The organism is Colwellia sp. SU-HH00943, assembly GCF_057546125.1.
Map to the genome: position 1 here is coordinate 655,933 of NZ_BAAJLW010000003.1, position 20,838 is coordinate 676,770.

The 20,838-nt window shown below is 35.9% G+C and carries 14 protein-coding genes; 8 read left to right on the forward strand and 6 right to left on the reverse strand.

What is annotated here, in order from left to right; translation table 11 throughout:
- The first annotated feature begins 72 nt into the window (after positions 1 to 72).
- The 3 genes from pdsR to AC27GZ_RS11365 are packed head-to-tail and all read left to right on the forward strand — an operon-like array spanning position 73 to position 4,387.
- On the forward strand, positions 73 to 789 hold the full coding sequence (gene pdsR, locus AC27GZ_RS11355) for a proteobacterial dedicated sortase system response regulator (protein ID WP_487095162.1): 717 nt from the start codon (positions 73 to 75) through the stop codon (positions 787 to 789).
- The gene (pdsS, locus tag AC27GZ_RS11360; protein ID WP_487095163.1) at positions 782 to 3,004 is read left to right on the forward strand and encodes a proteobacterial dedicated sortase system histidine kinase; all 2,223 of its coding nucleotides are present in this window, start codon (positions 782 to 784) and stop codon (positions 3,002 to 3,004) included. Before pdsR ends, pdsS begins: the two co-directional genes overlap by 8 nt.
- 57 nt (positions 3,005 to 3,061) lie before the next feature.
- Positions 3,062 to 4,387: a 3-oxoacyl-ACP reductase gene (locus tag AC27GZ_RS11365; protein WP_487095165.1), complete on the forward strand. Its 1,326-nt coding sequence runs from the start codon at positions 3,062 to 3,064 to the stop codon at positions 4,385 to 4,387.
- Positions 4,388 to 4,771: 384 nt separating this feature from the next.
- Here AC27GZ_RS11365 and AC27GZ_RS11370 read toward each other — a convergent pair whose 3' ends face one another.
- Together AC27GZ_RS11370 and AC27GZ_RS11375 are read right to left on the reverse strand one after the other, a co-directional pair.
- Positions 4,772 to 5,737: a GGDEF domain-containing protein gene (locus AC27GZ_RS11370; protein WP_487095166.1), complete on the reverse strand. Its 966-nt coding sequence runs from the start codon at positions 5,735 to 5,737 to the stop codon at positions 4,772 to 4,774.
- A 36-nt stretch (positions 5,738 to 5,773) separates the two neighbouring features.
- On the reverse strand, positions 5,774 to 6,877 hold the full coding sequence (locus tag AC27GZ_RS11375; RefSeq protein WP_487095167.1) for a response regulator: 1,104 nt from the start codon (positions 6,875 to 6,877) through the stop codon (positions 5,774 to 5,776).
- Positions 6,878 to 7,101: 224 nt separating this feature from the next.
- Here AC27GZ_RS11375 and tpx point away from each other — a divergent pair, with 224 nt between their 5' ends.
- Together tpx and AC27GZ_RS11385 are read left to right on the forward strand one after the other, a co-directional pair.
- Positions 7,102 to 7,701: a thiol peroxidase gene (tpx, locus tag AC27GZ_RS11380; protein WP_487095168.1), complete on the forward strand. Its 600-nt coding sequence runs from the start codon at positions 7,102 to 7,104 to the stop codon at positions 7,699 to 7,701.
- Positions 7,702 to 7,914: 213 nt separating this feature from the next.
- Entirely contained in the window at positions 7,915 to 8,370 is a 456-nt protein-coding gene (locus AC27GZ_RS11385) for an Hsp20 family protein (protein WP_487095170.1), read from the forward strand.
- Between the two features lie 43 nt (positions 8,371 to 8,413).
- Here the strand turns inward: AC27GZ_RS11385 and AC27GZ_RS11390 are convergent, their stop codons facing one another.
- Genes AC27GZ_RS11390 through prmB form a run of 3 tightly spaced genes read right to left on the reverse strand, consistent with a single transcriptional unit; the run spans position 8,414 to position 11,731 of the window.
- Entirely contained in the window at positions 8,414 to 9,586 is a 1,173-nt protein-coding gene (locus AC27GZ_RS11390; RefSeq protein ID WP_487095171.1) for an MFS transporter, read from the reverse strand.
- A 47-nt stretch (positions 9,587 to 9,633) separates the two neighbouring features.
- On the reverse strand, positions 9,634 to 10,758 hold the full coding sequence (gene aroC / locus AC27GZ_RS11395; RefSeq protein ID WP_487095172.1) for a chorismate synthase: 1,125 nt from the start codon (positions 10,756 to 10,758) through the stop codon (positions 9,634 to 9,636).
- 31 nt (positions 10,759 to 10,789) lie between these two features.
- The gene (gene prmB / locus AC27GZ_RS11400) at positions 10,790 to 11,731 is read right to left on the reverse strand and encodes a 50S ribosomal protein L3 N(5)-glutamine methyltransferase (protein WP_487095174.1); all 942 of its coding nucleotides are present in this window, start codon (positions 11,729 to 11,731) and stop codon (positions 10,790 to 10,792) included.
- An 87-nt stretch (positions 11,732 to 11,818) separates the two neighbouring features.
- On the opposite strand from prmB, the gene smrB reads away from it, so the two are divergent.
- On the forward strand, positions 11,819 to 12,373 hold the full coding sequence (smrB, locus tag AC27GZ_RS11405; protein WP_487095175.1) for an endonuclease SmrB: 555 nt from the start codon (positions 11,819 to 11,821) through the stop codon (positions 12,371 to 12,373).
- A gap of 28 nt (positions 12,374 to 12,401) precedes the next feature.
- Here the strand turns inward: smrB and sixA are convergent, their stop codons facing one another.
- A complete protein-coding gene (sixA, locus tag AC27GZ_RS11410; RefSeq protein WP_487095176.1) occupies positions 12,402 to 12,905 on the reverse strand; it encodes a phosphohistidine phosphatase SixA in 504 nt (167 codons plus the stop codon).
- A 266-nt stretch (positions 12,906 to 13,171) separates the two neighbouring features.
- Between sixA and AC27GZ_RS11415 the strand changes: the two genes are divergently transcribed.
- Positions 13,172 to 15,979 (forward strand): insulinase family protein, encoded by a 2,808-nt coding sequence (locus AC27GZ_RS11415; RefSeq protein ID WP_487095178.1) that lies wholly within the window; start codon positions 13,172 to 13,174, stop codon positions 15,977 to 15,979.
- 59 nt (positions 15,980 to 16,038) lie between these two features.
- On the forward strand, positions 16,039 to 20,748 hold the full coding sequence (locus tag AC27GZ_RS11420) for an EAL domain-containing protein (RefSeq protein ID WP_487095179.1): 4,710 nt from the start codon (positions 16,039 to 16,041) through the stop codon (positions 20,746 to 20,748).
- Positions 20,749 to 20,838 lie beyond the last annotated feature (90 nt).

The window sequence follows — 20,838 nt, forward strand, 5'->3', positions numbered from 1 at the left end:
AAAATTTAGATATAGTCAAAGCATGAAAATATCGCAGGCACGATTCTAGCTATATAAGAAGTGAAAAGTGACATGACAAAAAGAATTGCAATTGTTGAAGATGAAGCGGCTATACGGGAAAACTATGCCGATGTATTACGAAGCCAAGGCTATCAAGTACAAACTTATGCCAATAGAGAGACAGCTACACAAGCTTTTAATTTACGTTTACCCAATTTAGTCATTTTAGATATAGGGTTAAATGAAGAATACGATGGCGGTTTTGTGTTATGCCAGCAGCTACGAGCTAAATCGGCAAGTTTACCTATTATATTTTTAACGGCTAGAGATAATGATTTTGACACAGTGTCAGGTTTAAGAATTGGTGCCGATGATTATTTAACAAAAGATATCAGCCTCCCCCATTTAACCGCACGCATTTCAGCATTGTTTCGTCGACAAGAAGCGTTTAAACAACCGGTTAGTGATGAGCATATTACAAAAACTGGCGCTTTAACCATTGATAGTCAACGTATGACCATAACTTGGCAAGATAAAGCTATTGATTTAACCATTACCGAGTTTTGGTTAGTACATGCCTTAGCAAAACATCCTGGGCATGTTAAAAACCGAACTCAGCTGATGACAGATTCGAAAATTTACGTGGATGACAGCACGATCACTTCTCACATAAAACGCATTCGTAAAAAGTTTCTAAAAACAGACAGCGAATTTGATTGTATCGAAACCGTTTACGGTATGGGCTATAGATGGTTAAGTAGTATCAATAATACGAGTGAACATGGCTAAACAAAAGCTTACTAAACCATTTAAATGGCGTTTTGGATTACGAACTAAACTACTACTTTTATCCAGTTTTTTGTTTGTTATTCCATGGTTTGGCTATCAATACGTTTGGGAAATGGAAAAGTATTTACGCTTTGGCCAAGAGCAAACACTCGTTGGTACAGCAAGAGCATTGGCAACAGCGCTTCACGAGCGTGAAAATTTATTTAAGAATCAAGCAAGCTTTTTACCTACTGTTAAGCAAGGTAAAGATTTATATGGTTATCAGTTAACCGAGGCTATTCGCCTTGATGGTTTACATAATGATTGGCCTGAGTTTTCTACACGTGCACACTTTTATGATCATAAACACCAGTTATTTGCTCATGAGCCTTTATCCATAAATTTCAAAGCGAGTGTTGGCAAATATGACAAGTATTTATACTTGTTTTTTCAGGTGGTCGATAATCAGGTTATTTTCCGTGGTAAGAATAGCCGAAGCATCTTAAATAATGATCATTTAGCTTTATCTTTTAGTGATAAAAATAATTTATTAAATCGCTTTATCATTAGTAACAAAAAGCCTGGTTGGATATCAGCTTTTGAAATAACAGAGAAGCAAATTCCAAAACCTGCACCACAAATTCAAGGGCATTGGCGACTAACGCCTCAAGGCTATAATATCGAATTACGGGTACCATTAAGTAACTTAGGCGACAAAATTGCTTTTGCATTTTATGACGTGAATCAAACCAATGGTAATGCAGTATCAGCTATAGGGTCTGCCGAACCAAGCCAATTAGCAAGCTTAGGCACAATACTAGTTCCATCACCAGAAATTGAGCGTATTGTAAAAGGTATGCGCTATACAAACTCAAGTATTTGGGTTGTGGATCAACATCATCGCGTACTTGCCAGTGCTGGCTCTTTAAAATCGGCTAGCGGGGTGTGGAAAAACCAAGAACAACAAATAAGCGAAGTTGAAAAGGCTAGTTTATGGTACCAATTTAAGCAACAAGCTTTACTGCCCTTGTATTATAAATTGTTGACCAAAGCGCCAACTGACTTTATTGATAAACTTTATGATGCCAAACACTTAAGTGGAAAGCATATAGAAAGTGCTTTAACAGGTAATGCTAAATCACAATGGCGACTAACCACAGATAAAAAAGCACTCGTACTTTCTGCAGCCTACCCTATTTATATCAATGAAAATGTACAAGGTGCAGTAATTGTAGAAGAGACCACTAACGGCATTAGAACCCTCAGAAATCATGCTTTAGAGCGGTTGTTTACTGTTATCTTGGCTATCATGCTACTGGGTGCATTAACTTTTATTATTTTCGCTACCCGTATTTCTTCACGAATTCGAAACTTATCTAACCAAGCCGAGCAAGCCATCGATAAACAAGGTCGTATTATTGGAAAGATGTCCCCTTCAACTGCTAATGATGAAATTGGGGACTTATCAAGAAGCTTCACAACGGCTGTAAACAGACTTAGTGAGTACAACCATTATTTAGAAAACATGTCATCACGTTTATCCCACGAGTTGAGAACACCTATCGCGGTTGTTAAAACATCGCTTGAGAGTTTAGCATTACAATCACAACAACCAACAAACGCTAATATTAACTCCAACTCCGCTCAAATAAGCAATAGTAAAAATGCCTATATAGCAAGAGCGCAAACCGGTATTAATACCCTTAATTTGATTTTAACCAATATGAGCGAAGCCACACGGTTGGAACAAATGTTAACCACAACAGAAAAAATTGAATTTGATTTTAAAACCGTTATTAGTGGCTGTATAGCTGGTTATCAACAGGTTTACCCTGATCATACTTTTAACTTAATTACTGAAATTACCACGCTTAACTTCAATGGTTCCCCTGAACATATAGTGCAATTATTTGATAAAGTCATAAACAATGCCGTTGAATTTAGCCAAGATAAAATCATCACCATTGAGCTAACACAAAATTCTCACGAAATTGAGTTATTAATCAGTAACAATGGTGCTTTATTACCCGAACAGTTAACTGAGAGTTTATTCGATTCTATGGTCTCGTTTAGATCAGGCTACACAAATAAAGAAAAAGAACAAGAACAACCTCATTTAGGCTTAGGTTTATATATTGCTCGCTTAATTTGCCAATTTCATCATGGCAAAATCAGTGCCCGCAATAATGACGGTGTAAAAGGCGTTACCGTCAAAATCACTTTACCTTGCAAATAATAACCAACAAGCGGCTCATTTTGATAAACTAAAAAAAATGCCTTCTAGATATATATTATGTCATTAACTAACAAACTATTTTCATTACTGGGCTTTGCTGAGCCTTTAACACTTAAACGAAGTGAGCATTCAACATTATTACCAGAGAAAGTCTTACTAATCAGCATCAATAATGATTTCAATAACACGATTAAAGAAAGTATTAATGAATTAGCCATTAGCACACTAACACTAAATAATGAAATTATTGAAAAATCTATAGATGCTATGGTGATTGATGCCACAACTTTCACAGACGAAATTTGTTACGACAATTTATACTGCAACGTGCACACTAGTTTAAAGTACCTCTCGAAAAACGCTCGAATCTTATTAATTACTAACACAACCAGTCCAACACTGTCGCCGGAGCAAAATGCTTTTAGCCAAGCCATAGTTGGTTTTACAAAAAGCTTAGCCAAAGAAGTAGGACGAAAAGGCAGTACGGCAAATGTTGTAATGATAGATGATAATAAAACGTCAGCAGAAAGGAGTTTGCAAGAAGCTCTGGTAAGCCCATTAACATTTTTTTTATCCGCAAACTCTGCTTTTGTCAGCGGGCAAGTTCTTACACTTAATAGCCAAGCAAAAAAACCTGCATTGCTAAGTAGTGCTAACCAAACTAAAGTTGCTTTAGTTACTGGTGCCGCACAAGGTATTGGTGCCGCAATTGCTGAAACACTAGCCCGAGAAAAATACTTTGTAATTGGTGTTGATATTGAACCCATGAAGTCAGAACTGACAGCACGAATGCAATCAATACAGGCTAAAGCTATTATACTTGATGTATCCTCTAATGACGCTGGAGAACAACTGTCGGACTTAGCAAACTCACACGGTGGTTTTGATTTAATTGTTCATAATGCTGGTATTACCCGCGATAAAACACTTGGTAAAATGCCTGAACATTTTTGGCAGCAAACCATAGCGATTAATTTATTATCGGTTATCGCAATCAATCAAGCGCTTATTGATAACAATGCTATTAATGATCATGGCAGTATTGTCTGTTTATCTTCAATGAATGGTATTGCAGGACAAGGTGGTCAAACCAATTACGCCTGCTCTAAAGCCGGAATTATTGGCTATACCGCCAGTATGGCAGATAAGTTATCCAAGAATAATATCACCATCAATGCCGTTGCCCCTGGTTTTATTGAAACTAAAATGACGGAACAAATACCTTATTTCACACGAGAAATGGGTCGAAGGATGAGTGCACTAGGACAAGGTGGCTTACCTATAGATGTTGCTGAAACTATTGCCTTTTTGGGGGCTGAGTCAAGTTTTGCTATTTCTGGTCAAACTATTCGAGTTTGCGGATTAAATATGATTGGCACTTAATAATACCAATTTGATTAAATTTCTTCCCTACTCAGAGCCATTCAATAACAAGGCAAATTTGTTTAGGTTTAGTCATTCTAAATCAAATAAATTTAACGAAGTTAGTGGGCATCGAAAGCTCCCAAAGGGCGAGTTTAAAAGGCTTACATGCTGCGTTATTGATTTTGACAAGGACGCTACATGGATGTAGCTTATTAGAGAATGCAGGAGCATATTCTCCTGAATAACCATTATCTTCAATCAATGCCTTGCCTCTAAGCCTTTTAATTCTCGCTGAGTGGGAAAGAACTTAATCAACTTGGTATAAGCTACTAACTTCCTCAAAAACGATTAAAAAAGGAGTATTGAATACTCCTTTTAATTTTGGAAGATAGCTTGTGTAGATTAGCTCTGTTTGGGATGCATACTCACTTGATTTCTGCCGTTTTCTTTGGAGCGATATAGCGCAGCATCAGCACATTCTAACCATGCTTCATAATTTCTAATACAAGGCTCAACTTCTGCAAGCCCTATACTAATTGTGTAATTAAGCTCAATATCATTATATTTCACAACAGATTGTTCGACCTTTTTCCGTAGGCGCTCAGCAAAAACATAGGCACTTTTTAAATCAGTATCTGCCAATAAAATTGCAAACTCTTCACCGCCATAACGCCCTGAAATATCGGTTTCTCTTACGTGTTCATGGATCAATGCCGCAAGGTGTCGTATGACTTCATCGCCAACCATATGGCCGTAACTATCATTAACATTTTTAAAATGATCGATATCTAACATCACTAACGAGCTTGAATGTTCACTACGTGTCCAGCGTTTATATTCAGCCTGCAAACAGCTTTCCCAGTGGATTCGGTTAAATAGTTTAGTTAAACCATCCGTTTGGCTTAAAATAGCTAATTCCTCATTAGCTTTTTCTAAGCTTAATTTATGCACCGCATTATCAGTTACATCATAAACTAATAAACATAAGTGTGTGACTTCACCTGTAGAAGATAGTAACGGAATAAACGTGGTATTTTGATACATAAAATCAGCATTACCAGTTACAGGTCGATAGCTATCAAACTTAAATAAATAAGGACGTTGCTCCCAAATAGTAAAAGCTTTATTTTTTAATAAGAATACTGATTCAGCTTTACGTTCAAACCAATCTTGCGGTACTTCAGAAAATAAATCGAAAAGACATTTATCTTTTACTTCCCTAGGCAGAAAACCACTATGATTCTCCATAAAACCATTAAATATTTGTACTTTGTACTCTTTATCTACCACAACTAAGCCAACATCAATGTTATGCAACATTTCCATCAACCAGTGTAATTCATTTAATTGTGTAGTTTCTAACGACATGAATAATCCCGAATGTTAACTAAAACTAGTTTTATCTTATTCAAGTAAATAAGAGAGTTTATTATTTAATGTTTGCATTGAACGCTCCGTAAAGAGCAATAACAAATCACACTTTATTGGATAATTTTCAATGCTATAGCTAATCTCAATTGCTAATGTTTTTTTCCACTTAGAGGCATTATTGGAAATCAATTCTGAGATTTTTCGATGTTGCCCTAAGACAACAGGATGACCTTGACTAAAATCAATATCTAACTGTTCTGATACCCCTTTTAAACAAGCGCCAATGAGTACATTAGCAAGATCCATCAATAGCTCTAATTCCGTCCCCATATCGTCCTGATATTGATAATTAAGTAGTGAGGCTACATCTTTAAAACTTGAATCATTGAGTATTAGAAATGCCTCACCCGAAATGCCTGCGCTAATAAACCCTTGGCAAATACCTGATGTACTCTCATTGGCTTCAACATCTTTTAACGCCATACTCAATTCACTCACTTCGATGAAGTTAACATTAGGAATTGGCAATTCGACAAAAACATCTAACAAGCGTGCTAATAAATCCCCTGCTCGCCCCATAGCAACATTAGCAATTTCTTGATAACAATCTCTTAGATCATTAGATAATGTTAACTCAGTATTAGATGCAGGCGCTGAAACACTCACCGGTGTAATTTTTAAGGGTGCTTTTTCAGGCTTTTTCTCAATCGCTGGCTTTTTTGCTGGAGCAGCAGTTGTTTGCTGAGGCTGACTATCTATGGTGTCATTTTTATCAAAAACGCCATAAGACAATAATACTTCTGTCAGCTTTTCTTTATTAACAGGTTTTTTAATAAAGTCCAACGCACCCAAGCTTGTAACTCTTTTATGAGCTTCTGGTTGAATATCACCAGAAACAACAATCGTTAACGTGGGTAAATCTTGTTTTAGAATAGTTTCCAATACTTGATAGCCATCCATTTCAGGCATATTTAAATCAAGTAGCAGCACATCCCCTTTACCAGCTTTTATAGCTTCTATTCCTTCAACACCATTAGTAGCAAAACTAATATTTACATCCCAACCATCTGGTAAAGAGCGCGCAAGTTGTTTGCGCGCCATATTAGAATCATCACAAATTAGTAAATTAATTGACATAAACAGGCATGTTCCTCAGTACAATGATGAAGCAGTAGACTTATTACTATCAAGAATAGACTTTCCAACATCAACTTAATAGAAAATAATGAAGAAAATTAATAAGAAAAACGATAAACTAAATTTTTATAGTCTAATTATTCCAATTAATGATGAAATTATCCACTTTTAATAACACTTTATTTACATTATTTTTAACAAGTATATTCTCAACTTTTAGCGTAATGGCTAATACACAAACGCCTAATCAACTTAACGAAACACAAAACTTAGTCAAAGCTAATGGTAAGTATGTTTCGTTATTAGGCACACAAGTTAATGTTGGTGAACAGGCACCTAACTTTAAGGTAGTCGACAAAAACTTCGCACCTGTGCAACTGAGTGACTTTACTGGTCAAACATTATTAATTTCAGTTGTACCAAGCTTAGACACGGGTGTTTGCTCCCTACAAACAAAACGTTTCAATGAAGAAAGTGGCAAACTACCTAAAAATATTACCCTACTCACCATCAGTAATGATCTTCCTTTTGCGCAAAAGCGCTTTTGTAAAGTTGAAAATGTAGAGCAAATCAAAGTTCTTTCTGATTCTGTATGGCGTGATTTTGGCGCTAAATATGGTTTGATTATTAAGGATATGGGCTTGTTAACACGCGCTATTTTCATAATTGATGAGACAGGAAAGATAAAATATAAAGAGCTAGTGGCTAACATTTCACAGCATCCTGATTATGCTAAAGCATTAAGCACGGTAAAAGATATTGCCCCTATCATTGTCATGCAAGCTGAGCAGACAGATAAAACAATAGAAGAAAAACAACCTTAAATTCAACCACTTAAAGGTTTTATTTATTTTTTCCTTGAAAAGTAAATCCTAATCCCCACCTTTAATTATGTAGTCGCCGTAAGGGGCTACATAATACCTAACGTTTAAACTTTTAATTTCGCTAGGTATTAATTAACCGCCTGTTCGTTGAAGCTTGCTAATTAAGCTGAGAAAGGCACACAAAAATTATTGCTATTTATTAGGATACTTATTATGCGTACATCTACAGATTTCAGTCCATTATATCGTTCATTTATCGGTTTTGATCACTTAGCAGGTTTGATAGATAAAGCCTCTCGCGCCGACAAACAGTCTTCTTACCCTCCCTATAACATTGAGCTACTTGCAGAAGATCAATATAGAATCACTATGGCAATTGCAGGGTTTAGTGAAGAAGATATTGATATCGAATCAAAAGACAGTAGTTTGATTATTGTTGGTACTAAGAAGCCAAGTGATGAGAAAACAACCAACAATAGAAAATTCTTGCACCAAGGTATAGCTGAACGTAACTTTGAGCGAAAGTTTCAATTAGGCGATCATGTTAAAGTTATTGGTGCCTTTATGGAGAATGGCCTGCTTCATGTTGACTTACAACGAGAAATTCCTGAAGCATTAAAACCAAGAAAAATAGCCATCAACGGTAAAAGCTTACTTAACAATAGCTAACACCTAACTTCATGTTTTCCCTAGTTTTGTTTTTTGCCCAGTCTTAGACTGGGCTTTTTTCGTTATAAACCTTATCTTTATACAAAAACATGATCAGCGTAGCTAATAAGGCGATAGCGCTCGCCACAACAAACGTTGTTTTCGCACCCTCTCCATCAAGCCATAACACGCCAGCTAAATAGGCGCCAATAGCACCGCCAACCCCGTAAACGCCACCTAAGTATATAGCCTGCCCTCGTGATTGCTGACACGACGTAAAGTGAGTGCTAATAAATAACATACTTGCACTGTGGTAAAGAGCAAAACTTGCGGCATGTAATAGCTGAGTTAACGTTAAAATCCAAACTGAGTTTGCAAATACTGCGACTAAATACCAACGTAATGCCGTTAACCCTAAACTGATGATTAATAATTGCTTTAAGCTAAACGCTTTAAAGAAAAAACCTGCATAGATAAAAACTAGGATTTCAGCAATGACACCTAAAGAAATCAATAAACCAATGGTGAAACCAGAATAGGATAAATCACGTAAAAAAAGCGCGAAGAAGCCGTAATATGGCCCAAAACTTATTTGTAATAGCATGCCAGAAACAAAAAAAACAATAAAACCTAACTCTAGCAATTTCGCTTTAATCGCCTTAGGTGCTTGTTTTATCTTTTTGGTTTTCTGTTGAGGTTTAATGGTTAAAGTTGAAATAAATAGTAATAATAAAATAGCACTACCCATAAGCGAAAATGAAAAAGGAAAAGATGATATTGGAAAATATTCCATCACCTGTCCTGCAAACAGTGCTAAAACAATGAAACCTAAACTTCCCCATAAACGAATTCGACCATAAATTTTACTACTTCGCCTCACAGAGTTTAGGGTCAACACTTCAAGTTGAGGTAAAACTGCAGTCCAAAAAAGACTAAACAGCGCCAACGAAAAACTAATAGGCCAATAGCTGTTTAACCAAAACAACAAAGCAAAGCTTATGAACGCAAAGGCGGCGCCTAAACGAATAATGAAAAGTTGTTGTCCAGTTTTATCAGCTAAAATAGCCCATAAACTTGGCGCAACAATTTTAGTAGCGGTGATGATGGCGAAAATTTCTCCTAGCTCTAATGAGCTAAAGCCTTTGGTGTCAAGAAACACCGAAAGGTATGGGGAAACTAGACCAAGAATGGCAAAATAAAAAAAATAACTAGAAGAAAGACGGGTAAACAATGTCAAAATTAATTCCTTATTTACCCTAAAACTTTATCCATAACACTATATGGTTATTTATCAGTGATCACCGGCGTATCACAAACTACATCAGCATTTTGTGCTCTATGTCTTAAGTAGTGATCCATTAACGTTAATGCCAACATAGCCTCAGCAATAGGAACAGCACGAATACCAACACATGGATCATGTCTACCACGGGTGATAATATCCATAGGCTCACCTGCTGTATCGACAGTTTTACCGCTTACACCGATACTTGATGTCGGCTTTAATGCTAAATGAGCAATGATTTGTTGCCCTGAAGAAATCCCACCTAATACACCACCTGCATGGTTAGTGTTAAAACCTTCTGGTGTTAATTCATCTCTATGCTCTGAACCACGTTGATTAACGACAGAAAAGCCATCACCAATTTCAACACCTTTAACCGCATTAATACTCATTAAGCCATGGGCGATGTCAGCATCTAAACGATCAAAGATTGGCTCACCTAAACCTACAGGTACGTTATCTGCAACTACACACACTTTTGCACCGATAGAGTCTTTAGTGCGAATAACGCCACGCAAATACTCATCTAATTGATCTATTTTGGTCTTATCTGGAAAAAAGAAAGGGTTAGATTCTACACCTGCCCAATCAATGCTTTGTATATCTAATGGCGAACTATCTTCCGACGTTGCGTTGATTGGGCCAATTTGCGTGACACAACCTTGAATTTTCATACCAAATTTTTGGGCTAAGTATTTTTTTGCAATAGCGCCGGCAGCAACACGCATAGCCGTTTCTCTTGCTGATGATCTGCCACCACCTCGATAATCACGTAAACCGTATTTCTGCGTATAGGTGTAATCTGCATGCCCTGGACGGAAACTTTTGGCAATATTGCCATAATCTTTTGAACGTTGATCCGTATTTTCAATAACAAGGCCAATAGGTGTCCCTGTCGTTTTGCCTTCAAATACCCCAGACATAATTTTTACTTGATCGGCTTCATTACGGGCGGTGGTAAAACGAGATGTGCCAGGTCGTCTTCTATCAAGATCAACTTGTAAATCTGCCTCACAAAGTTCTAAACCTGGTGGGCAACCGTCAATAATAGCCCCTAAGCCTAAACCATGGCTTTCACCAAATGAGGTAACGGTAAATAATTTTCCAAAAGTATTGCCTGACATTATTACTCCAGCGCTTGTTCTTTAAAATATTTTAATTTGATTTATTTAATGCAGCAGAAAATACTGCTGAAAATTCAGTTAATTGTGCCTTAGTTAACATAAATACACCATGTCCTCCACGCTCAAATGTAAGCCAAGTAAAAGGTACATTAGGATATAGCGATTTTACATGCACTTCTGAGTTACCCACTTCACAAAAGAGTAAGCCACCGTCATTAAGGTGGGAAGCACTTTCTGCTAATATTTTTCTAACGATATCTAAACCATCTGAACCACAACCTAAGCCCATTTCAGGTTCATGCAAGTACTCTTCGGGCAAAGTGTCCATATCATGCTGATCAACATAAGGTGGATTAGTGACAATTAAATCATAAACCTGCCCTTCAACCCCAGAAAAAACATCAGATTGAATTGGAATAACTTGTTCACTAACCCCATGGTTTTCAATATTGATTTGTGCAACATTTAAGGCGTCGACAGATAAATCTACAGCATCAACTTCTGCATCATTAAAATAGCTTGCGCAAGCAATAGCAATACAGCCACTACCGGTACATAAATCTAATATTCTCTTCGGTGCTTTATTTGCTGCTATATAAGGGAAAAATTGATGCTCAATGAGTTCACCAATAGGTGAACGTGGGATAAGAACACGTTCGTCAACATAAAAAGGTAACTGAGCAAAGTAAGCAATATTAGTAATATACGCAACAGGAATTTGCTCTTCAACTCGGCGATTAAATAAAGCAAGTACATTTTCTTTTTCTGTTTCGATTAACCGACAGTTCATTAAACTGCTATTGACTTCAGAGGGCAGTGACAATGCATACATTATTAACGTATAGGCATCACTAAAGGCATTGTCAGTGCCATGACCATAAAAAAGATCAGCTTGGTTAAATAAGGTGGCACCATAACGACAATAATCGGCAACTGTGTGTAATTGGCTGGTTACAGAAGTTAACTTATTCACAACAGGTATTCCTAAATATATAAATGTATGTGTATTTCTCTTTATAATCTTCTTGTAAAGGGCTACAGATATTTTTACACTGCCGCCATGAAAAAGAAAAATACACCTAATAGACTACTTAGTGTAGACGATAAAAAGCTTTTTAAAGAAGCAATAGGCAAGGTCAAGCCGATAATGGCTGACACAATACACTTTGAAAAAACAACCAGCAAGCCCAAAACACGCTATAACGACAAAAAATCGACTAAAGCATTAGCACAATTTCACTTTTCAGATGAGTTTGAGCCTGATTTATCATCCGAAGGACCTGTAAAGTACGTACGAAGTGACGTTGATAGCTTTGAAGCGAAAAACTTACGACGAGGTTATTATCAACCTGATCTCATCTTAGATTTACATGGTTTAGATCAGCAGCAAGCAAAAAAAGAGCTAGCGGCATTACTCTATGCTTGTCAAAAGGAACATGCCCAATGCATTTGCATCATTCACGGTATTGGCTCAAGAGTTTTAAAGAATAAAGTGCCACATTGGTTAGTTCAACACCCTGATGTCATGGCATTTCACCAAGCACCACTTGAATGGGGGGGGAATGGCGCAATATTGGCCTTAATTGAGTTAAAAGATAAATTCAATAAGGGCTAATTAAACATTGAGGGCTAGTTAAGCATTTTCACTTTTCCGGTGAAAACAAGCCTAGCAACTTACCTTGCATCGATTTTTTATCATAATTAATTTGTGCAATAGAGCCTGTTGAAAATATTGGCATATTTTGAGTTTTTGTTATCTGAGCAATAAAATAGCTAACAAATGGCATATGAGACACTAACAAAATATCTTTTTCATCTTCAAGCTGTTGTGCAATTAAACCATCAATAAAGTCGTGAACTTGCTGGGCATCACCAGCCGGGGTAATTATATCTAAAGTGACTGGTGGTGTTCTTAAGCTTAAACCGCAGTTAACAAGTTGTTCAACTACATGTTCACAAGATTGTTGAGCGCGTAAATAAGGGCTAACAAATATTTCAATAGGCGCTTTGATATTCTTCGACAACCATTGTCCCATTTGCTTTGCTTCCCTTTCACCTAGCGTGGTTAAGGGTCTTAAAGCATCATTATTGCTTGAGGTAAAGCTTTGATTACTTGCTTCACCATGGCGCATAATAAAAATTTGCATTAACTACTCATAATAATAGAAAGCGGAGAAGTATGACTCTATATTTTGTTTTACTTACTGGGTTCATTACTGAGCTCAACTAAATTAACCAGATAAAATCACACACATTATCTTTTGTGACTATAGTAATAGAATGTACCAGCCTTTGAAATTAACTGTTAATAATAAAGAAAGTCTTGTTATTCCATATGGTAATTAGATAAGTTAACCTATTGTAAAAATAAAGCTAAGTATGATTTACCGCCCTCAAGCTCAGGAGCCAAGCGTTGAAGCAAAGCCCAAATGATCCTAAACAATATCACTCACTCACCTTAGATAATGGTTTGCGGGTATTACTGATTCATAATAATGAGTCTGACAAATCTGCAGCTGCTTTAGCTGTTAATGCTGGTCACTTTAATGATCCCAAAGACCGACAAGGCTTGGCACATTTTCTCGAACATATGTTATTTTTGGGTACAGAAAAATACCCTGACGGTAGCGAATATCAAAAATATATAAGCCAACACGGTGGATCAAACAACGCATGGACAGCCACTGAGCATACCTGCTTCTATTTTGATATTCACCACCAACATTTTAATGGGGCTCTCGATCGTTTTAGCCAATTTTTCACAGCGCCATTATTAAGTGAAGAATTTATTATAAAAGAAAGAAAAAATATTGACGCAGAATTTAAGCTAAAACTCAAAGATGATATTCGTCGCCTTTATGATGTTCATAAAGAAACCATCAACCAAGAGCATCCTTTTTCTCAATTTTCTGTTGGTAATGTTGACACCCTTGAAGACAGAAATAATCAAAGTATTGTGTCAGAAATTAAAGCCTTTTTTGATACCTATTATCAAGCAAGTTATATGACCTTGGCTATTGAAGGACCACAAGCATTAACTGAGTTAACAGAACTGGCCGAGCAAATGTTTTCTGGTATCAAAACAACCAAGACGCCACTTCCTGAAATATCAGTGCCACTTTATTTACCCGAACACCAAGGCATTGCCATTCAAGTTTGCCCAGTTAAAGATGATAGGCAATTAATTATTAGCTTTGCGATGGAAAGTATTGATAAATATTATCAAGACAAACCAGAATCAATATTGGCTTATTTACTAGGACATGAAGGCCAAGGAAGTATATTAGCTGATTTAAAACATAAGCAATGGGCAATGGGTTTAACTGCTGGCTCAGGCATTAATGGTTCTAACTTTAAAGACTTTAATATACGTATAAGCTTAACGGAATATGGTGAAGATCATATAGACGACATTATTTCCATTGTCTTTGCTTATATAGGCTTGTTGAACGCTGACAAACTTCCTGAACATTACTACAAAGAAAAGCAAGCCATTGCCGAACTTTCCTTTAACTATCATGAAAAAACTCGCCCCTTAGATAATGTTAATCAGTTGGTGATTAACATGCAGCATTACCCAGTTGAAGACTACATCTTTGGGGATTACATCATGTCGGGCATGAATCATCATAATGTTAAACAGCTACTAAGTTACTTAAATGCCGATAACATGAGAGTTATTCATGTCAGTTCTAATAACACATTTTCAAAAACTAGCTTTTGGTATCAGGTGCCCTATCATGTTGAGAAAATTAGTAAAAGAAAATTAACTAAATGGCAAAAGCTAGCTAGCCCGAACACTAAAGCAACCAACAACAGTTCGCTATTTTTGCCAGCAGCTAACCCTTATATTGTTGGTAACCCGCATATCTATGAAAATGAAAATCCAAAAACAGTACCGATAAAAATTGAAGAGGCCAGCGGTTTAGCCATTTGGTTTAAACAAGACACTACGTTTAAAGTTCCTAAAGGATACATATATCTTGGTATTGACTCACCATACTCTATTCAAAGCGTAGAAAATATTGCCATGACACGGCTGTTTGTCGACCTATATACTAATACTGTTGTCGAAGAGAATTATGATGCTGAGCTTGCTTGTATTCATTATCACTTATATGCCCATCAAGGAGGTATTACTCTACAGATTTCTGGTATTAGTGAAAACCAACCTTCACTATTGAAAAAGCTTTTAAGCAGTTTGCATATTAACGATATAAATGAGCAAGATTTTAATTTATTTAAACAGCAATTAATTAGTCATTGGCAAAATACTGATAAAAGTAAATCAATCTCGCAATTGTTTTCAACGTTGAGCTCAATATCTCAACCTAACAACCCAAATGCTGAAGCTCTTGCTAACGCATTGACTAACATTGATTTCATGCATTACAAAGCGTTTTGCCAACAGTTATTTCAACAAATAACACTCGAAGCGCTCATCCACGGAAACTGGCTACTAGAACATGCACAGCTTATCTCAGGTCATATAAAGAATGCTTTTGAAGGACATTATCATGAGCAATATGCTGTGCAGTGCCCTGTAATTGATTTTTCTGATCATGGTACACTCTATTTACCCATGGAGATTCCTGAACATGATCATGCGGCTGTAGTTTATAAGCCTTTACCAACGAGAGATGATGAAATGGTTGCCTTAACTATGGTAACTAGCCACCTTTTATCCCCTTTCTTTTTTCAAGAGATGCGAACAGAAAAACAATATGGTTACATTGTCGGGGTTGGCTATGTTCCTATCAATCGCTATCCTGGTATCGCATTTTATATTCAATCACCTCATATCGAGGCAAAAGATTTAACAAAAGCTATTGATAGTTTTATTAATAATAGTTTATCCATGCTTAAAGAAATAACTGAAGAAAATTGGTCACACTTGATTCAAGGTTTAGCTGGACAACTTGAAGAAAAAGACAGTAATTTAAGAATCAAAAGCCAACGTTTTTGGGCTGCTATTTGTAATAAAGATCACACTTTTTCTAATAAAGATAACCTGCTTAAAGCAATCTTATCTCTCAATTTTGAGCAAGTAATATTCTTTATTGAAAAGCAATTGATGACAATAAATACCCCTGACAGGCTTATTTTAACCTCTACCCCCAAAAAACCAGCAATAAATGAAATAATAAACAAGATAGATACATCCACAAAAGTAATCACTGATATTGATGATTTTATTACAAAAAGTAAAAGAAAATACTAATGATAAGCTGACTAGTGCCGATAACTAACTATTAAGCCTCAGTTGACTTAAGGCTAGGCATGATTTTAAATAGTCATGTATTTACAAGTAATAATACTATTTCTTTTTTTGATTCAGGTTTAGCTGTGCTTTTAAACTTTTCCAAGCTTTGTTCTATTTTAACGGTAACCCGAAAAGGATTTGCTATTAAGCACAATAATCTATCACAGCTAACATTTTTCCTAATTCTTTGCATTGCATCATTATCACTGCCTGTTTTCGCAACGAATGTCACTTCACCTGATAACGACTCAGTCGAGCAGCAATTAAAATTCAGCCACATATCCGCTATTAATGGTCTTTCAAATTCCAATGTTTTTGGTATCACTCAAGATCATCAAGGCTTTATTTGGTTTGCTACAGAAGATGGTTTAAATCGTTACGATGGCAGTAATTTTGTGACGTACCGCCATAATATCAATGACAAAAACTCCATTGCCGACAATGTTATTCGAAAAATCTTTATCGATAGTGATAACACGCTATGGGTTGGTACCGAAAATGGTTTAAGTCGTTACAATATTGAATTAGATAACTTTGATAACTTTACCCATGATGCCAACAATGCTAATTCACTTAGAGATAATGTTATATGGGATATTTATCAAGAACAAAACAACAACAATAAAAAAGGGCTATTGTGGATATCCACAACTCAAGGTTTACATACCATAGCAATCACCAATCCAAAGCTTCAACCTTTTATCACACGCATTGATATACGTGGTCACAACAATATATTCAGAGAAGTCAAAACCATATTTCAAGACAAACAACAAAACTACTGGCTTGGTACTTATGATAATGGTATCCACCTTATCAATAAAAACTTAGCTTACTTAGGATCATTAAAAGAAGATAACATTTACGATTTAACCATAGATGCTCAAGCGCTATTTGACATAAAAGTTATCGCTAATCGTTACTGGTTAGCAACTGATAACGGTCTGTTTATAGTTAACAATGACTATAAACTACTCTCTCACCTATCGGCTGACAATCCCCTCGCCCACCAATCGCTTCTTTCTAACAATATCCGCGCTATTACTCAATATGATGATACCCATGTATGGTTAGCAACTCACGATGGTTTAAACACTATTAACTTATTAGACGATACCATTAGTGCCTATCAAAAAAGCAATAATATAAACTCCCTCAGTGAAAACTGGCTCATGGATATGTACAAGGACAGTAATGGTAATATGTGGCTTGCTAGTTATGGGGGCGGATTAAACAAATACTCACCATTAAACGCATTGTTTTATCATGGACTATCAGGAAATAGAGAGCAAAATTATCGTGTTGAATCTTTTACTGAAACCACTGATAATTTAATCTGGATGGCAACAGAACAACAAAGTTTATATTTTCTTTCATCTAATGAAAATGCTATACAGAAGTCACCTCTAACTTTAACTGATAATATATATCAGACCTTTGCAGGTGAAAATGGTGATGTCTGGTTGCGTTCATATACCGATAAACTATTTTTATATAATAAAAGTAAAGATATATTAATTGAATATAAAGAATGGGAAAATAACGCCGAATATTCAGACAACCGTCCTATTCACCAATTAAATAATAACCTCTGGTTTCTCAATAAAAAAGGTAAATTGACTCAATTTAATACCAAGACTAAACAGTTTAAAAGTTATGAAATAAAGTCAAACATATCACTTACCAGTATTACAACTGATGGTAAGAATACTATTTGGTTAACTACTCAAAAAAACAATATTTATTCATTTAATACTAAAGAAATAGTATTTAAACAGTTTTTAAATCACCAACATACTGAATTATCGAATATAAATACAATTAATATTGCTGTAAGTGATAATTGGATTTGGTTAGGCTCTGAGTCACAAGGCATTGTGCTAATAAACAGGAAAACACAAGGTTTTCATATTTTTAGTGAAGATAGCGGCATGAGGAATAACCATATATCATCTATTTTAATAGATAAAATAGAAAACGCTTGGGTTAGCACTCATTCTGGAATTACTTCTATATCTCCCCAAAGCCACCAGATTATAAACTTTGGTGATGATTTTGCAGTTTCTAATCCAGAATTTATTGAGTATTCAGCATTAAAATCAAAGAAAGGGTTTATGTTCTTTGGAAGTCCTACTGGTTATTACCAGTTTAACCCCGATGATATATTACAAATTCAACAAATTATCTCTCCTCCTCTATTTACTAATTTATATGTAGCAAATAAAAAAATTTCTATAGAGCCTAACTATAAAAAAACAAATAATGATAAATTTACTATAGCTACTCATTTAAACTCTACAGCATTATTAGAACTTGCCTATAAACAATCTCCTATCAGTTTCGAGTTTGTATCTCCCAACCCTAAGCTGCCCTCACAAATAAGATATAAATACCGACTACTAGGCTTAGAAAAAAACTGGATAGATGCTGCAACTGACACTGGCTATAACAACAACAGAGCTACATACACTAACCTCAGCGCTGGAGATTATACCTTTGAGGTACAAGCTTATGATGTAAACTACCCTGAGTATTCAAAAACCAGTCAGCTTAACGTAAAAATATTACCGCCTTGGTGGTTATCTAGCAGTGCATTGTTTGTTTATACCCTACTCTCATTGTTATTTTTAGTGTATGTAGTACAACAATTCCGAAATAAGCAATTATATAACGCTCAAATTAAAGAGAGTGAAGAACGACTTAAGCTTTCCTTATGGGGAAGTGGTGATGAAATGTGGGATTGGAATATCAAAACAGATAAAGTTTATCACACCAACACATGGAATAACTTAGCATTCCCGCAAGATAGTACCCGAAATGCCAAGGCACAAACTAATATCCATCATCAAGATTTAGATCGCGTTAAGCATGCTCTAAGTGAGCATTTAAATGGTCATAATGAACACTTTGAGGCCACTTATCGTGTTAAAGATAAAAATGATCGTTGGATTTGGATTCTTGATCGCGGCAAAATAGTTGAACGTGATGAAAACAATAAACCTACACGTATGACAGGTACACTCAAAGATATTAGTCATATAAAAAGAGCTGAAGAGCGCTTAAAGCTGTTTGCTCGCTGCATACAAAACATATCAGATGCTGTCGTCATCTATGATCGCCAATTTATTACCGTCGATGTTAATAAAGCATTTCAACGAATAACAGGTAAAAGTAAAACTCAAATGCTTGGTCGTTCAATGACTTTCACACAATACCCAAATAGCTTTAGCCAAAACATTAAGAAACATTTGCTAACTCAAGGTGGCTGGAGCGGTGAAGTAGAAAGTATCCGAGCAAATGGTGAAAAATATTTAACCTATTTAAATATCGATATCATTCATGATGAAAGTGGCAATATCTCACATTTTGTTGGGGTATTTTCAGATATTACCAAACGAAAAGAAACTGAGGCAGAGCTTAGAAAGTTAGCGAGTTCAGATACATTAACCGGCTTACCAAATCGATCATTTTTCCAAGCAAATCAAGCTCGGCTAGTTAAAAACAATATCAACCATGCTTTATTGGTATTTGATTTAGATAACTTCAAAAAGATTAATGATTCTATGGGGCATCAAGTAGGTGATAGCATTTTATGCCAAGTAGCTAAACGTATGCTCAATTTAGGTAGAAAGCAAGATACCGTTTATCGCTTAGGTGGAGATGAATTTAGTATCATTATTGAAGGTACAAATGATATTCATACCATCACCACCCTCGCTAAAGATATTTTGGCGGCGATTGCTCAACCCTTTAAATTAAAGAGCCAAGAAATAGTACTCTACAGTAGTATCGGCATTGTTCTCTTCCCCGAAGATGGTAATTCCGGGCACGAATTACTAAAAAACGCCGACACTGCCATGTATCACGCAAAAGGTAGTGGTGGTAATAAGTATCAATTTTTCAGTGACTCAATGAATAAACAAGCAGTAAAACGCTTACAAATTGAAAACTTAATACGACATGGTTTAAAGGAAGATGCTTTTTCTGTCTTTTATCAACCTAAAATTGAGATTTCTACAGGGAAAGTTGCTGGTATGGAAGCACTTGTCCGATTTGAGACTCCAAGCAAAGGTGTTGTAAGCCCAGTCGTATTTATACCTGTATCTGAAGAAACAGGGCAAATTATAGATATCGGCGAAATCGTACTAAGAAAAGCATGTTTTGCTACCAAAAAATGGGTTGATGCCGGTCTATTTGATGGACGAGTAGCGGTAAACCTATCAGCAGTACAATTCACTCAAGCAAACCTAGTAGCACAAATAGCCAATATTTTAAAAGAAAGTCAATTGCCTGCTAAGCACTTAGAGTTAGAAATAACCGAAGGCACGGTTATGGATTCACCTCAAACAGCCATTGATACCATGTTACAAATAAGAGCTATGGGTATACATTTGTCCCTAGATGACTTTGGTACTGGCTACTCTTCTTTAGCTTATTTGAAAAAATTCCCTCTTAACACATTAAAAATAGATAAAGCCTTCGTTGACGACATAGAAGTATCAGAGCAAGGAAGAAACATGGTAGCCACTATCGTTACTATCGCCCACAACTTAGGTATGGATGTAGTTGCTGAAGGTGTAGAAACTAACCAACAATTGAGCTTCTTATCAGGATTACGCTGTGAGTTATTACAAGGCTACCTATATAGTAAACCACTAGCAACTGAGCAATTTCAAAAATACTTGCTGGCTCACCAAATTGCGCACAACTCAACTACCTTTAACTAACCTTTTATAGCGCATATACAAAACCTTAATTAAGTAGCCAGTTATTACTATTAATACTTGTATGTCAAAAATATGACTACTTTATAAACT